This is a genomic window from Methylobacterium fujisawaense (genome assembly GCF_014138435.1).
In the GTDB taxonomy this organism is placed as follows: domain Bacteria; phylum Pseudomonadota; class Alphaproteobacteria; order Rhizobiales; family Beijerinckiaceae; genus Methylobacterium; species Methylobacterium fujisawaense.
Window position 1 is genome coordinate 89,618 of record NZ_JACJIM010000001.1, and the last position, 13,820, is coordinate 103,437.

General features: G+C 70.6%; 13 protein-coding genes. 8 read left to right on the plus strand and 5 right to left on the minus strand.

Features of this window, described 5'->3' with window-relative positions:
- Positions 1-34: 34 nt before the first annotated feature.
- Entirely contained in the window at positions 35-547 is a 513-nt protein-coding gene (locus GGQ91_RS00410; RefSeq protein WP_182591137.1) for a CreA family protein, read from the minus strand.
- A 159-nt stretch (positions 548-706) separates the two neighbouring features.
- Here GGQ91_RS00410 and GGQ91_RS00415 point away from each other — a divergent pair, with 159 nt between their 5' ends.
- The 4 genes from GGQ91_RS00415 (at position 707) to GGQ91_RS00430 (ending at position 6,360) form a co-directional block, all read left to right on the plus strand.
- The gene (locus GGQ91_RS00415) at positions 707-1,759 is read left to right on the plus strand and encodes a DUF2865 domain-containing protein (RefSeq protein ID WP_182591138.1); all 1,053 of its coding nucleotides are present in this window, start codon (positions 707-709) and stop codon (positions 1,757-1,759) included.
- A 78-nt stretch (positions 1,760-1,837) separates the two neighbouring features.
- Entirely contained in the window at positions 1,838-3,997 is a 2,160-nt protein-coding gene (locus GGQ91_RS00420) for an OmpA family protein (protein ID WP_182591139.1), read from the plus strand.
- A 211-nt stretch (positions 3,998-4,208) separates the two neighbouring features.
- A complete protein-coding gene (locus GGQ91_RS00425; protein WP_182591140.1) occupies positions 4,209-4,985 on the plus strand; it encodes a class I SAM-dependent methyltransferase in 777 nt (258 codons plus the stop codon).
- An 88-nt stretch (positions 4,986-5,073) separates the two neighbouring features.
- Positions 5,074-6,360, plus strand: a complete 1,287-nt coding sequence (locus tag GGQ91_RS00430) for a hemolysin family protein (RefSeq protein ID WP_053608866.1) — start codon at positions 5,074-5,076, stop codon at positions 6,358-6,360.
- 1 nt (position 6,361) lies between these two features.
- Here GGQ91_RS00430 and GGQ91_RS00435 read toward each other — a convergent pair whose 3' ends face one another.
- Positions 6,362-7,702, minus strand: a complete 1,341-nt coding sequence (locus tag GGQ91_RS00435) for a glutamate--tRNA ligase (protein ID WP_182591141.1) — start codon at positions 7,700-7,702, stop codon at positions 6,362-6,364.
- Positions 7,703-7,850: 148 nt separating this feature from the next.
- On the opposite strand from GGQ91_RS00435, the gene GGQ91_RS00440 reads away from it, so the two are divergent.
- Entirely contained in the window at positions 7,851-9,128 is a 1,278-nt protein-coding gene (locus tag GGQ91_RS00440) for an NAD(P)/FAD-dependent oxidoreductase (protein ID WP_182591142.1), read from the plus strand.
- Between the two features lie 14 nt (positions 9,129-9,142).
- Here GGQ91_RS00440 and GGQ91_RS00445 read toward each other — a convergent pair whose 3' ends face one another.
- Both GGQ91_RS00445 and GGQ91_RS27990 read right to left on the minus strand, forming a co-directional pair.
- On the minus strand, positions 9,143-9,613 hold the full coding sequence (locus GGQ91_RS00445) for a hypothetical protein (protein ID WP_182591143.1): 471 nt from the start codon (positions 9,611-9,613) through the stop codon (positions 9,143-9,145).
- The gene (locus GGQ91_RS27990; RefSeq protein WP_244538877.1) at positions 9,610-9,801 is read right to left on the minus strand and encodes a hypothetical protein; all 192 of its coding nucleotides are present in this window, start codon (positions 9,799-9,801) and stop codon (positions 9,610-9,612) included. The genes GGQ91_RS00445 and GGQ91_RS27990 overlap by 4 nt, the downstream gene beginning before the upstream one ends.
- Before the next feature lie 412 nt (positions 9,802-10,213).
- Between GGQ91_RS27990 and GGQ91_RS00455 the strand changes: the two genes are divergently transcribed.
- Genes GGQ91_RS00455 through GGQ91_RS00465 form a run of 3 tightly spaced genes read left to right on the plus strand, consistent with a single transcriptional unit; the run spans position 10,214 to position 13,186 of the window.
- On the plus strand, positions 10,214-10,861 hold the full coding sequence (locus GGQ91_RS00455; RefSeq protein WP_078947025.1) for a TadE/TadG family type IV pilus assembly protein: 648 nt from the start codon (positions 10,214-10,216) through the stop codon (positions 10,859-10,861).
- Positions 10,840-11,505 carry a TadE/TadG family type IV pilus assembly protein gene (locus GGQ91_RS00460; RefSeq protein ID WP_043760461.1) on the plus strand — a complete coding sequence of 222 codons (666 nt, stop codon included), beginning with the start codon at positions 10,840-10,842 and terminating at the stop codon, positions 11,503-11,505. The genes GGQ91_RS00455 and GGQ91_RS00460 overlap by 22 nt, the downstream gene beginning before the upstream one ends.
- Complete coding sequence (locus GGQ91_RS00465; RefSeq protein ID WP_182591145.1) at positions 11,477-13,186, plus strand: TadE/TadG family type IV pilus assembly protein; 1,710 nt, start codon at positions 11,477-11,479, stop codon at positions 13,184-13,186. Before GGQ91_RS00460 ends, GGQ91_RS00465 begins: the two co-directional genes overlap by 29 nt.
- Before the next feature lie 48 nt (positions 13,187-13,234).
- Here the strand turns inward: GGQ91_RS00465 and dksA are convergent, their stop codons facing one another.
- Positions 13,235-13,654 carry an RNA polymerase-binding protein DksA gene (gene dksA, locus GGQ91_RS00470; RefSeq protein ID WP_012322444.1) on the minus strand — a complete coding sequence of 140 codons (420 nt, stop codon included), beginning with the start codon at positions 13,652-13,654 and terminating at the stop codon, positions 13,235-13,237.
- Positions 13,655-13,820 lie beyond the last annotated feature (166 nt).

Sequence of the window (13,820 nt, forward strand, 5' to 3'; positions counted from 1 at the left end):
GGCCAGGGCCGGCCCAGTCGGCAGGTCGCTCCGCTCACTTCATGAAGTCGGCGCATTTCTGCGCCGGTTCGGTGCCCCAGGGCGCCAGCGGCACGGCCGAGGTCGAGTTCTTCGGCGAGCCCTGGATGACCTTGTCCGAATAGACCATGTAGATCAGCGTATTGCGCTTCGCGTCGCAGCCGCGGACGATCTGCATCGACTTGAAGATCAGCGACCGACGCTCGCTGAACACGACTTCACCCTGGCTGAGCTTGCCCTTAAAGGCGATCGGCCCGGTCTGGCGGCAGGCCAGCGAGATGTCCGAGACGTCCTCGGCGAGGCCCAGCGTGCCCTTGATCCCGCCCTTCTCGGGCTGGGTGTACCAGCAGGCTACCCCCGAGACCGCCGGATCGTCCACGCCGTAGACCACGAGCTTGTCGTTGGGGGTCAGCGGCCGCCAGACCGTCGACTTGTCGAAAATGCGATCCGGCTCCTGCGCCGAGGCCGGACCGGCTGCGGCCAAGCCCACGGCCAACAGCCCGGCATAGGTGAGACTCCGAAACAACATCACTGGCCAATTCCCCCTCACGCTTGCCGGCCGGATGTAGGAGGGGTGTCGCGGTCTTGCGAGGGGGCGTAGAATGGCTCCGCTTCGGTTCCGAAGCGCGGATGCGCGCGGGCCTGGATTCTCCGGATCGCCGCGCACCCGATCAACGCGATGCAGCCTATGCCTCACCGCCCGATCGTCCGTACGTTCGGCCGCCTCGTCCTGAGCGCGGCCATAGCCCTCGGACTGTCCTATCCCCTCGCCACCGCCGCGCGCGCGCAGGACGCGGCTCCCAGCCCGCCGCCGACCGAGGCACGGCCGGCGCCGCAACTGCCGTCGCCCCAGTGCCGGCGGTACCGGGCGGAGCTGGCCTCGCTCCAGACCGGCGCCAGCACGACGCGCGCCCTGAACGACGAGATCGGGCGGCTCGAGGCCTATTTCCGCGGCCTCAACTGCGAGGGCGGCAAGTTCCTGTTCTTCGACACGCGACCGCCGCAATGCGGGGCGGTGGAGCAGCGGATCCGCGCCCTCAAGGCCACCTATGGCGGCGCCGTGATCGACGACAGCGGCGCCCGGAAGCGTGAGCTCCAAGGGCTCGTGGCCTCCACCTGCCCGCCGCGCGAGACCTATGCCGGCTCCGGCGAGGCCTATGCCCGGGGCGGCCCGCAGACGGTCTGCGTGCGGACCTGCGACGGCGGTTTCTTCCCCCTGAAGAACCTGCCCGAGGGACGCGGCGGTGCCGACGAGATGTGCCAGGCCCTGTGCCCGGGGACCGAGGCGCAGGCCTATTCGATGCCGTATGGCGACGATGCCCTGAAGCACGCCGCCACGGTGAAAGGCAGCCGCGCCTATGCGAGCCTCGCCAACGCCTTCAAGTTTCGCAAGGAATTCGTTCCGAACTGCTCGTGCAAGCCGGAGGGCAAGAGCTGGGCCCAGTCCCTGGTGAAGGCCGAGAGCATGCTGGTCCGGCACAAGGGCGACATCTTCGTCACGCCGATGCAGGCCGAGGCGCTGTCCCGGCCGAAGGTGCGCCTCACCTTGGTGGGACGGGCCGACCGGACCGCGGCCGAACTCGCCGCCGATGCGGCCGGTCGCGCCGGGGTCGACACGAAGGCTGGCCTGACACCGGAGGAACCCGGAAAGGCCGAGCCGGCGGCGGCGAAACCCGATCACGTTGCCGTGCGCATCATCGCGCCGGACGTCGTCGCTGTCCCCAAGCGCCTCACGCCCTGAGACCTCCCCCGCCCGCGCGCGGGGGAACCAAATGCCGCGTTCCGGGTTCGGGTCGGCCTGAACCGACATGGGACCGCGATGCGTCTGCTCCGCCTGATCCTCCTCACCGGCACGGTGCTGCCGGCCCTCACGCTCATGCAGCCCGCCGGAGCCGAGCCGGGCCGGTTCCACCTCGCACAAGGTGGACCGGAGGAGCGCGGCCCCCGCGGCGGCGAGCCGCCACATGGCGGACCGCGCCCGGAGCGGCCGCCGCAGGAGCGGCCCGGCCCGCAGCCGGGTCCGCCGGCTGGACGTGAGCGCCCCGAGCCCCGACCGGAGCCCCGACCGGAGCGCGCCGCGCCGCCGCCGCGCGAGCGGCCGGAACCGCCGGCCCAGCGTGCACCGCAGGCTGAGCAGCCTCAGCGGGAGCGCGGGCCCGAGCGCCGTCCCGAGCCGCCGGCATCGCGCCCTCCGGCACAGGAGCGGCAGCAGGAGCGCCAGGATCGGCAGCAGGAGCGCCAAGAACGGCAGCAGGAGCGCCAAGAGCGGCAGCAGGAGCAGCGCCAGCCGGATCAGCGCCAGCAGGAGCGCCGGGAGCAGCAGCCGGATCGTCCGGATCGCGGGCCTCAGGACCGCGCAGCGCCCGGGCGGCCCGGCCCAGAGCGGCAACAGGGGCCGGATCGGGACCAGGGTCCTGCTCCTCAGCCGAAGCCGGAGCGGCCGCCGGCACCGCCGCAGCAGCGTCAGGCACCGGACCGGGATCGCGCGGCCCCGGAGACGCCCCCGAACCGTCCCGCACAGCGCGACGCCACACCCGACCGTGGGCCTCCCGGCCAGCGACCGGCCGGTCAAGGCGGCCCCGATGCGCGCCCGCAGGCGCCCAATGCGACGCCGGACGGGCCCGGCAGACCGTCCCAGCGTCTGGATGCCCAGCCCGAGAACCGTCCGCAGCCGAATGCCGGCCCCGGCGCAGAGCCCGGCCGGCCGGGCTCGCCCAACACGGCTCCGGGGGTCCCGGGGCGGCCGTTCCAGCCTCAGGGAGGCCAACCCGAAGGGCGCGGGCAGCCCCAGCCGAACGGCGCGCCCGGCGCCGAGCCGGGACGACCGCTCCCGCCCAACATGGCCCCGGGCGTCCCGGGCCGCCCGTTCGTGCCGCCGGGACAGGGCGCGGCGCCAGGACAGGCTCCGCCCCCCGGAGGCGTGCCGCCGGGACAGCCGCCGGTGGGTGGCCCCGGCCGGCCGGTAGATCCCGGCCCCGGTGCCTTCAACCGGCCGGGCCAGCCGGGCTACGTCCCCGGCGGCTTCCGGCAGAACGACACGGTGCGCGATTTCGAGCAGGTCCGCAGCGACCGCCGCGAATTCGTCGAGGATGGCCGGACCTACTACCGGGAGCCGGGCCGCATCATCGTGCGGGATCGCGACAGCTACCTGATCCGCCACGACGAGAACGAGCGCTTCCGCGACCTCGACCCGCGCGGCTACCGGTTCGAGCGTCGGGGCGCCGAATTCTACAGCTACGTCGCGTGGTCCGGCGGCGGGCAGATCGTCACCGTCACCGACGATGACGGCCGGCTGCTGCGCCGCTACAGCCGCTACCCCGACGGCCGGGAGGTCGTCCTGATCGACAACAGCTATTCCGGCCCGCTGCGCCCGATCTACGAGGACGTGGTGGCGCTGCCGCCGCCCGACATCCGAATCCCGCGGGACCGCTACATCGTGGACTACGCCCAGGCCGACGAGGCGGAGGTCTACGAGGCGCTGACGGCACCGCCGGTTGTCCCTGTCGAACGCCGCTACACCCTCGATCAGATCCGCTACAGCCCGGACCTCCGCGCCCGTCTGCGCTCGGTCGACATCAACACGATCACCTTCGATACCGGCTCGTTCACCGTGACGCCGGATCAGGCGGCCAAGCTGTCGGTGATCGCCGCGGCCATGAACCGCGCGATCCAGGCCAATCCCCGGGAGGTCTTCCTGATCGAGGGCTTCACCGACGCGGTCGGCTCCGACATCGACAATCTCTCGCTGTCGGATCGGCGTGCCCAATCGGTGGCGACCGTGCTCACGGAGCAATTCCGGGTGCCGCCAGGCAATCTCACCACCCAGGGCTACGGCGAGCAGTATCTCAAGGTGAACACGCAGGGCCCATCGCGGGAGAACCGCCGGGTCGTGGTCCAGCGGATCACGCCGCTGCTGCAGCAGGGTCCGGATCAGGGACAGGCAGAGCCTCCGCCTCCGCCGGCGCAGCCGCCGCGCTGAATCGGTCGCCGCGCAGATTTGCCCTGCGCGGCGCTCCACGGTCCGGGGCGCTGCCCTGCCTCGGGTCAGGTGGCAGAGGTGGACGGGAGGCGACCCGGTCGGATGGAACGGCGTGGTGCTGATCCTGGGCAGCCTGTACGGTCGCCACTGATCGTCGCCCTGCGGCTGTGCCACCGCCCGCCGCGCGCGATCCGAACCAGGAGATCCGCCCATGAGCGCGCGCAGCCACGCCCGACATGTCGTCGACCAGTTCGGCGCGCAGGCCTCCGCCTACGTGACCAGCGCTGTGCACGCGGCGGGCGCCGACCTCGACCGGATCGGCGTTCTGCTGCGCGCGCGGCCGGGTGCCCAGGTCCTCGACCTCGGCTGCGGCGGCGGCCATGTCGCCTTCACGGCCGCCGCCGCCGGCGCCGCCGTCACGGCCTACGATCTGTCGGCCGAGATGCTGGCAGCAGTCTCCGCCGAGGCGTCCCGGCGGGGTCTCGACCGGATCGAAACCCGGCAGGGCGGCGCCGAGACCCTGCCCTTCCCGGACGCGATCTTCGACGCGGTGCTGACCCGCTACAGCGCCCACCACTGGCGCGACGTCCCGGCGGCGCTGGCCGAGGCGCGGCGGGTGCTGCGGGCAGACGGCCTGCTCGTCGTCAGCGATATCGTCGCTCCGGAAGATCCGCTGCTCGACACGCACCTGCAGGCCGTGGAGCTGCTGCGCGACCCCTCGCACGTGCGCGACTACCGGGTTTCGGAATGGCGCGCCCTTTTGGAAGCGGCCGGGTTCGAGCCCGGCGCCGTGATGGCGAGCCGGCCGCGCATGGACTTCGCCAGCTGGATCGCCCGGATGCGCACGCCGGAGATCCATGTCGCGGCGATCCGCGCCCTCCAGGCTGCGGCGCCAGCCGAAGTCACCGCCCATTTCGGCATCGAGGCCGATGGCAGCTTCCTGCTCGACGCCGCACTGATCGAGGCGACCCCGAGGCTTGGCCGTTGAACGGTCGCGGACACATCCCCATGTTGCAGGACCGCGCCACCAGAGGAAGCCGTCCCCGCCCAGCGGGGTCCCGGCTCAATGATCCGGTCTGATCGAGCTCCTCGTCGTCGTCCTGCTGATCGCGCTCAACGGCGTCTTCTCGCTGTCGGAGCTGGCCCTGGTCTCGGCTCGCAAGAGCCGGCTGCGCGCCTTGGCCGAGGAGCGCCGTGCCGGCGCGAAGGCCGCCCTCGCGCTGGCCGAGGAGCCGGGGCGGTTCCTGTCCACCGTTCAGATCGGCATCACGCTGATCGGCATCCTCTCCGGCGTGGTCTCGGGCGCGGCTCTGGGCGACCGCCTCGCCCTGATTCTGATCGATCTGGGCTTGGGCAAGGGCTGGGCCGACACATTGGGCTACACCCTGGTGATCGGCGTGATCACCTACCTGTCGGTGATCATCGGCGAACTGGTCCCCAAGCACCTCGCCTTGCGCAACCCCGAACGGATCGCCTGCATGGTGGCGCCCGGCATGCGGGTGGTCTCGCGCGCGGCTCTGCCGGCCGTGTGGCTCCTCGACGCCTCGACGCGGGCGGTGTTCCGGCTGATCGGCCAGGAGACAGAAAGCGCCAGCGCGGTGACCGAGGAGGAGATCCGTAGTCTCGTGGCCGAGGCCGAGACCGCGGGCGTCATCGAGGGCGACGAGCGGGCGATGATCTCCGGGGTCCTGCGCCTCGGCGACCGTCTGGTGCGCGGCGTCATGACTCCGCGCACCGACGTGACCTGGATCGATCTCACCGATGATCCGGAGACCGTCCGGGCACGCATTTTCGCCAGCCCCTATGCCCGTCTGCCCGTCGCCGATGGCGGCCCCGACGCGATGATCGGCGTGCTTCAGCTGCGCGACCTGATCGGCCCCTTGTCGCGGGGGGAGCCCCTCGACCTGCGCGCGCAGGTCCGCGCGGCGCCGGTGCTTCCGGACACGCTCGATGCCCTCGACGCCCTGGATACGCTGCGCCGGGCCTCGGTGCCCATGGCGCTGGTGCACGACGAGTATGGACATTTCGACGGGCTCGTGACCCCGGCCGACATCCTCGATGCCATCGCCGGGGCGTTCCTGTCGGAGGATACGGAGCCGGACGCGGTACCCCGCCCGGACGGGTCCTGGCTGATCGCGGGTTCGATGCCGGTCGATGAACTGACCGACCGGCTGGGCCTGCGTCTCCCGCCCTCGCGCGACTATGCGACGGTCGCCGGCCTGGTCATCGCGGTGCTCCAGCACCTACCGGAGACGGGCGAGACCTGCGACATCGCCGGCTGGCGGTTCGAGGTCGTGGATCTCGACGGACGGCGCGTCGACAAGTTGCTGGCGAGCCGTCTCGCGGAAACCGAGGCGTCGTAGCTCAAGCGGTCTCGCCGGACAGGCGCCGCGCCGCGCGCGCCCGTCCGATCAGCGGCAGCAGACCCGCGAGGTCCGGGCCGTGCTCCAGCCCGGTCAGCGCGAGGCGGAGCGGCATGAACAGGCCCCTCCCCTTCGCGCCGGTCCGGCTGCGGATCTCCGTCGTCCACGCTTTCCAGGTGTCCGGGCCGTATGGCTCCGGGGGCAGGGTCTCGCGAGCGGCCGAGATCACGGCCGGTTCGGTGAGGACAGGCTCGACCGGGCCGACGACGACGCGCCACCAATCGGCCGCTTCGGGGACACGGCCGAGATTGGCCCGGACCGCCAGCCAGAAGGCTTCGGCCCGATCCGCCGGAATCCCGAGATCGGCGAGGCGCGCGGCCGCCTCCGCGTACGGCATGGCGTGGATCAGTCGGGCGTTGAGGCCGTCGAGTTCCGCCGGATCGAACCGGGCGGGCGCCCGCGAGATCTCGCCGAGGTCGACGAGGCGCGCGAGGGTGTCGAGATCTGGGACGGCCCGCACGGATTCGGCCGAACCGGTGAGCACGGCCAGCGAGCGGACCGCCGCGGGCTCGTAGCCGGCCTCGCGCAGGCCCCGCAGCGACAGGTGGCCGAGGCGCTTCGACAGCCCCTCCCCGTCGGCGGTCGTCAGCAGGTTGTGGTGGCCGAAGACCGGGACGGTAGCGCCCAGGGCCTCGAAGATCTGCACCTGCACGCCGGTGTTGGTGACGTGGTCCTCGCCGCGGATGACGTGGGTGACGCCGAGATCGGCGTCGTCCACCACTGACGGCAGCGTGTAGAGATAGCTGCCATCGGCGCGGATCAGGACCGGGTCCGACAGGGACGCACAGTCGACATGGGCCGGACCGCGGACGAGATCGTCCCAAGTGACGGTCCGCGCCTCCAGGAGGAAGCGCCAATGCGGGCGGCGGCCCTCGGCCTCGAACGCCGCGCGCTCCTCGGCGGTGAGCCGCAGAGCCGCCCGGTCGTAGATCGGCGGCTGGCCGCGTCCGAGCTGGCGTTTGCGGCGGCGCTCCAGCTCCTCCGGCGTCTCGTAGCAGGGATAGAGCCGGCCCGCTGCGCGGAGGCGGTCGGCGGCGGCGTCATGCTGCGCCTTGCGGGCGCTCTGCTTCGCGAACAGATCGGGCACGATGCCGAGCCACGCGAGATCCTCGGCGATCGCCGCGGCGAAGGCTTCCGTGGAGCGCTCCGCGTCGGTGTCGTCGAGCCGCAGCAGGAAGCGCCCCCCGGTCCGGCGGGCGTACAGGGCGTTGAGCAGGGCCGGCCGGGCGTTGCCGATATGGAGGTAGCCGGTCGGCGACGGTGCGAAGCGGACGAGAGTCATGGACCGCTCTGTAGCCGATCTCTGCGGGAATGTGCGCGGGACTTCATGACGGCACCGGACCGATGCACCGCCCTGCGGAGTCCCGCTACCCAGGAGGTGGAAAACCCGTCAGAAGGGCGCGCGTGGTGCGGTGCGGGATATGAGCGGCATGGCGACGGACGGGACGGCCGACATCGTGGTGGTCGGCGGCGGGATGGTCGGCCTCGCCAGCGCCATCGCGCTGAAGGATCGCGGCCTCGACGTGGTCCTGTGCGATCCCGGCGAGGCCCGATCCCGGACCTCCTACGGCAATGCCGGCGTGGTCAGCCGCGGCTCGATCCTGCCGATGTCGAGCCCCGCCCTTTGGGGCAAGCTCCCGGCCTACCTGCGCAACGCCGATTGCGGCCTGCGCCTGCACTACGCGCATCTCCCGCGGATCATCCCCTACACGGCGCATTTCCTGGCGGCCGCCCGCGCCTCCCGGTGGCGCCGCGCGGCAGCGGCGCTGCTCCCCCTGACGACCGCCGCCTATCCGGCCCATGAGCGGCTGGCCGCCCGGGCGGGGACCGGCGACCGGCTCCAGCGGACCGGCTGGATCAAGGCCTATCGCACGGAAACGGCCTTCGCGGCCGCGGCCCTGGAGCGGGAGATCCTGGCGAGCCACGGCGTCGCCTTCGAGATCCTCGACACGGCGGCCCTGCGCGCCCTCGAGCCGGCCCTGGTGCGGCCCTACGCGCGGGGGATGCTGCTGACCGAGACCGGCTCGGTGCGCGAGCCCGGCCGTCTCATCGAGGCCTGCGAAGCCCTGTTCGACGCTCTCGGCGGTCGCCGCCTGCGCAGCCACGTCGCCCGCTTGGCGCCCGAGGCGGGCGGGTGGCGCATCGATCACGACAGCGGCACGGTGCAGGCCCGCCAGGTCGTCCTGGCGGCCGGCGCCGCCTCGGGAGCGATCGCCCGATCCCTCGGCTATCGCTTCGCGGTGGCGGCCGAGCGCGGCTACCATCGCCACTACGCCCTGCATCCGGACAGCCCGCCGCTGACCCGGCCAGTCCTCGACACGGGGGCCGGCTCCATCCTGTCGCCGATGGGCGACCACCGGGTGCGGGTCCTGTCCGGCGTGGAACTCAACGCCCGCCGCGCCGCACCCGATCACACCCAGATCGAGGCGGCATCCCGGGAAGCGGCCGGAACGCTCCGGCTCGGCGGGCCCCTGGACAACGCGCCGTGGCTCGGCTCCCGCCCATCGACGCCCGACGGGATGCCGGTCATCGGCCGGGCACCGCGTCACACCGGCCTGCTGTTCGCCTTCGGCCACGGCCATATCGGGCTGTCCACCGGGCCGATCACCGGCGAGATCGTCGCCGATCTCGCCACCGGCCGCACGCCCGCGGTGCCGGTGGCCGCCTTCGCGCCGGAGCGGCTTCTGCGCTGGCCGCGCCTGCTCTGACGGCGCTCCCGCCCTCAGCGCCAGTCGTAGGGGTTGTAGGGCTCGAGCGCAGCCTGGACCTTCCGCAGGACGTCCGGCTGCCGCTGGAGATCGGCCTCCCGGGCCAAAGCCCGGAGGAACGCCTGCGGGCCATGCTCCAGATCCCGCGCCAAGCCGTTGTAGCGGTCGGCGGGCTCGACATGGGGGGGATTCACCGCGACGCGGTACGCGAGGCCGCAATTCGGCAGGTCGATCCCGAGCCGATAGCAGATCCGCACCCGGGCGAAGGGCACGTCAGGGCGATAATCGACCCGGTACCCGCCGAACCGGAAGGCACCTCCGGTCACGCGCTCGGCATAGGCCAGCGTCCGCGCCACCGTGGTGAAGCCGGCGGTGCGCCGGTCACGCACGAGGTCGATCGCCGCGCGCTCCGTCGGGACGAAGGGCTGTGCACAGGCGGTACCGGACACCAGCGCGGCCAGGAGAGCAGGAACGACGAATCTCATGGCTTCTTCATGCAGACCGCGACGGGCTCGGCATCCTTGGCCGCCTTGGCGGTCATGTCGAGGCAGCCGACGGTGGATATACCGTCCGTCTGTGTCACGGACGGCAAAACCGCCATGCCCCGGCAATAGGCACCGATCAATTCCTCGTCACGACGACAGGCCACATCCAGGCGCACTTGGCTGTTCATCGACGGCCCCGGCGGACCGGGCGGCCCGGCCGGACCCGTCTCGCCCGTGGGACCGCGTGCCCCGGTCGCTCCGTTCAGGCCCGCAGGCCCCGGAGGCCCCCGGTCACCCGTCGCACCGGGAGGTCCTGCCGGCCCCGGCTTCGGCGCGTCACAGGCGCCGAGCGCGAGCGCCATCGCGCCGAGCAGGAGCGCGATCGGTGGGCCTCTCATGCGGGTCTCCGGTGGGGCTTGCGCAGAGGGAACTTGGTGCGCAACCCAATCGGGTCAACGGCGCCTCATCGATCGCCCGCATCGATACAACCAAAAGTAGTAGTCCCTGGATAAACCAGCTCTCGCCGATCGAATTAAGAGTTTTGCAAAATCTTGGCCTCACATCGACTTGTATGGCCATGTCTGACTGATCTGCTTGCTCATGAACGCCCGAAGACACTTCAGCGCGCGGAGCAAAGCGACGTCAGGTTGTCTGCTGAAGAGCCTGGGGCGTGACGCCAGCGGCGCGGCCGCGGTGGAATTCGCCCTCGTGGCGCTGCCCTTTCTCGCGCTGTGCGGCGCGGTCATCCAGATCGCCTTCCAGATCTGGGCGACGCAGAACTTCGATCGCGCCCTGCAGAACGCGGTCCGGACGATCTTCACCGGCCAGTTCCAGCTCGACACGGCGGGTCAGACCGATCCGGCGATCCTGCTCGCGGCCCTGAAGACCCGGATGTGCGGTCCGGCCAGCACGCCCGTCGCCACGGTCTTCAATTGCCAGAACGTCAAGATCGACGTCGCGACGGCGAGCAGCTTCGCGAATGCCACCGCCGCCAAGCCGATCGATACCGCGACGGGTACGTGGAACACCAGCTTCGGCAGCAACTACAAATGCGCTTCGCCGGGGACGATCGTGATCGTCACCGCGGCGGTGCCGTTCCCGACCTTCTTCAACCTGATGGGTCTGAACACGCGGCAATTCACCAGCGGCTCCGCAGCGGGATCGAGCCTTCTGACCTCCACCGCGGTGTTCCGGACCGAGCCCTACCAGATCGTCGGAGGGAGCCCATGCCCGTCGTCTCCGTCCTAGCCCGCCAGGCAGCGCGGCTGCGGCGCGACGGGCGTGGCGGCGCGATGGTCGAATTCGCCGTCATCCTGCCGCTCCTGCTCGCGATCTGGGCCGGCATGACCGAGGTGGCGCACGCCATCGACGAGTGGCGCAAGCTCACGCAGCTCGCCCGCACCGTGGCGGATCTGACGGCGCAGGGCGACACGCAGAACCCGATCAGCCCCACCTTGATGAACGACATCATCGCCTCCGCCACGGCGGTGATGCGCCCGTTCGATACGTCGAAGGTCACGATCGTGGTCAGCGCCATGGGCGTCGACCTGAAGAACCCGAGCCCGGTTCCGCTGGTCTGCTCCAGCGTCGCCAACGCCAACGCCACCGCGCGCAGCCCCGGATCCGCGGCCGACCTCACCGTCCCGGACGGCTACCTGACGCCGGGGATGCGCTACGTTCAGGCGGAAGTCACCATCAGCTACGCGCCGATGATCGGCAGCACCCTGGTCAAGCTCGCCAAGGGCGTCAGCGGCACGATCACATTCAAGAGCAGTGCGCCTTGGCCGACCCGCGGCGGAAAGGCCTACGGCGCCAACACGTACACCGAGGTCGTCCTTCCGGACACCAAACACGCGAATTGCGATGGCACAGTGGTCAATCGTGCGTCCTGACAGCGCCCCCAAGCCGCGGCGACCCCGGTTCTTCCACGATCGCGGCGGCAACGTCGCGCTGCTGTTCGCGTTCCTCAGCGTGCCGATGCTGATGCTCGGCGGCGCGGCGATCGATTACGGGTTCGCCACACGGCTGGAGACGAAGCTGCAGGCCGCGACCGATGCCACCGCCCTGCTCCTCTGCCAGACGCCGCTCGCCACGCCGCAGGCCGACCTCAACACCCTCGCCGTGACGACCATGACCGGCGCCATGGGGACCGCGAACCTCGTGGTCGATCCTCTGGCCATCACTAACAACCCCCGCAAGATCACCCTGACCACGCACAAGCTGTCGACAACCTTCTTCGGCGCGCTCACCGGCACCAAGCGGATCAATCCGGGCGCCGTGGCGCAATGCGCCACCCCGCTTCCGAAGACCTTCGAGATCGCGCTGGTGCTGGACAATACCGGTTCGATGGCGGAATCGAGCGGCGGCCAGTCGAAGCTCAAGGCCGTGCAGTCGGCTGCGGCGAACTTCGTGGACTACGTCTACACCAGCGCGGCCTTCTCCAGCGCGACCAAGATCGCGATCGTGCCCTTCGCCGGCGCCGTGGCGGTCGATCCGACGGCCTACCGCTACGCCTCCTGGATCGATCTGAACGGCATATCGAGCTACCACTGGACCAATATTGTCCAGTCGCCCCCCGCGCCGTTCAAGAGCCGCTTCGACGTCTTCGCCAAACTGCAGGCCGTCAACCGCGCCTGGGGCTGGGCCGGGTGCCTCGAAACGCTGTCGTACCCGCTCAACGTGCAGGACGGCGCGCCAACCGCCTCGAACAAGGATTCCTACTACGTGCCCCTCCTGGCACCGGACGAGCCGGGGGATGCCAGTGCGCAGGTCGCTCCCTTCCCCGTCGGGAGCCAGAATCCGACGGCCTACAGCTACAACAGCTACCTCGACGACCGCACCGGCGGCAGCTGCCAGAACAGCAATTCCTACACGACGGCGCTCGGACAGGCGTGCAAGTACGTCAACCCGACGGACGCCGTGTCCGCCTCTCCCCTCGGCATCCCGAACGGTCCGAATTTCGGCTGCACGACTCAACCGCTTCAACGGCTGACCAACAACACATCGACCCTGAAGACCCTCATCAGCAACATGGCGCCGCTGGGATCGACCAATATCCATGAAGGGTTCATGTGGGGCTGGCGCACGCTCTCGCCCAACAGCGTCTTCGCCGACGGCCAGCCCTACGCGTCGAGCGCGAACAGCTCGAACGCGTCGACGATCAACAAGGTCATCATCCTGATGACGGACGGCACCAACAGCTGGAGCGCCAATCCGTACGCGCCCACCGGATCGCTCTATTTTGCGGCCGCCTACTTCAAGAACGCCAACGGCACGACACCCAATCCGCGCATGCCGCCGAAATACCAGAACATCGCGGATGCGAACACGGCCCGCTCCGCCCTCGACGCCCTGACGGCGGAGGCGTGCAGCAACGCCAAGGCGGTGAACATCTCGATCTACACGATCGGATTCAGCATTCCGTCCGACCCGATCGACGCGGCGGGTCAGACCCTGCTGAAGAACTGCGCCTCGTCGGCCGACCAATACTTCCTCGCCAACACGTCGGACGACCTGATCAAGGCCTTCCAGACGATCCAGGCGAGCATCGGCGCGCTGCGCCTGACGCAGTAGACCACGCGATCGGAAAAAGCGGCGCCCCGGCGTTGAGCCGGACCGCGCTCAGTCGTCGCGGTAGACCCGCTCGCGGCGCTCGTGACGCTCCTGGGCCTCGAGCGACAGGGTGGCGATCGGCCGCGCGTCGAGCCGGCGCAGGGAGATCGGCTCGCCGGTCTCCTCGCAGAAGCCGTAGGACCCGTCCTCGATCCGGGCGAGAGCCGCGTCGATCTTGCCGGTGAGCTTCCGCTGCCGATCCCGCGCCCGGAGCTCGATCGCCCGGTCCGTCTCGGACGAGGCGCGATCGGCGAGGTCGGGATGGTTCTCGTTCTCGCTCTGGAGCGCCACCAGCGTATCCTGCGCCTCGCGCAGGATGTCGTTCTTCCAGCTCAGCAGCTTGCGCCGAAAGTATTCGCGCTGCCGGTCATTCATGAAGGGCTCGTCGTCGGACGGGACGTAGCCGTCCTCCAGCTGCACCTTCGCCATGCGTCACCCTCGCTGGATGGTAAACCGCCCACCAGGGGATGGCCGGTGTGCGGCGATAACGTGAGGTGCCGTATAGTCGAGGTGCCTCAGCGCTACAACGCACACAGATGCAGGGGTTGTAACCGGCTGTCACTGCATCGCCGCGTGCGGCAAACAGGCCACGGTA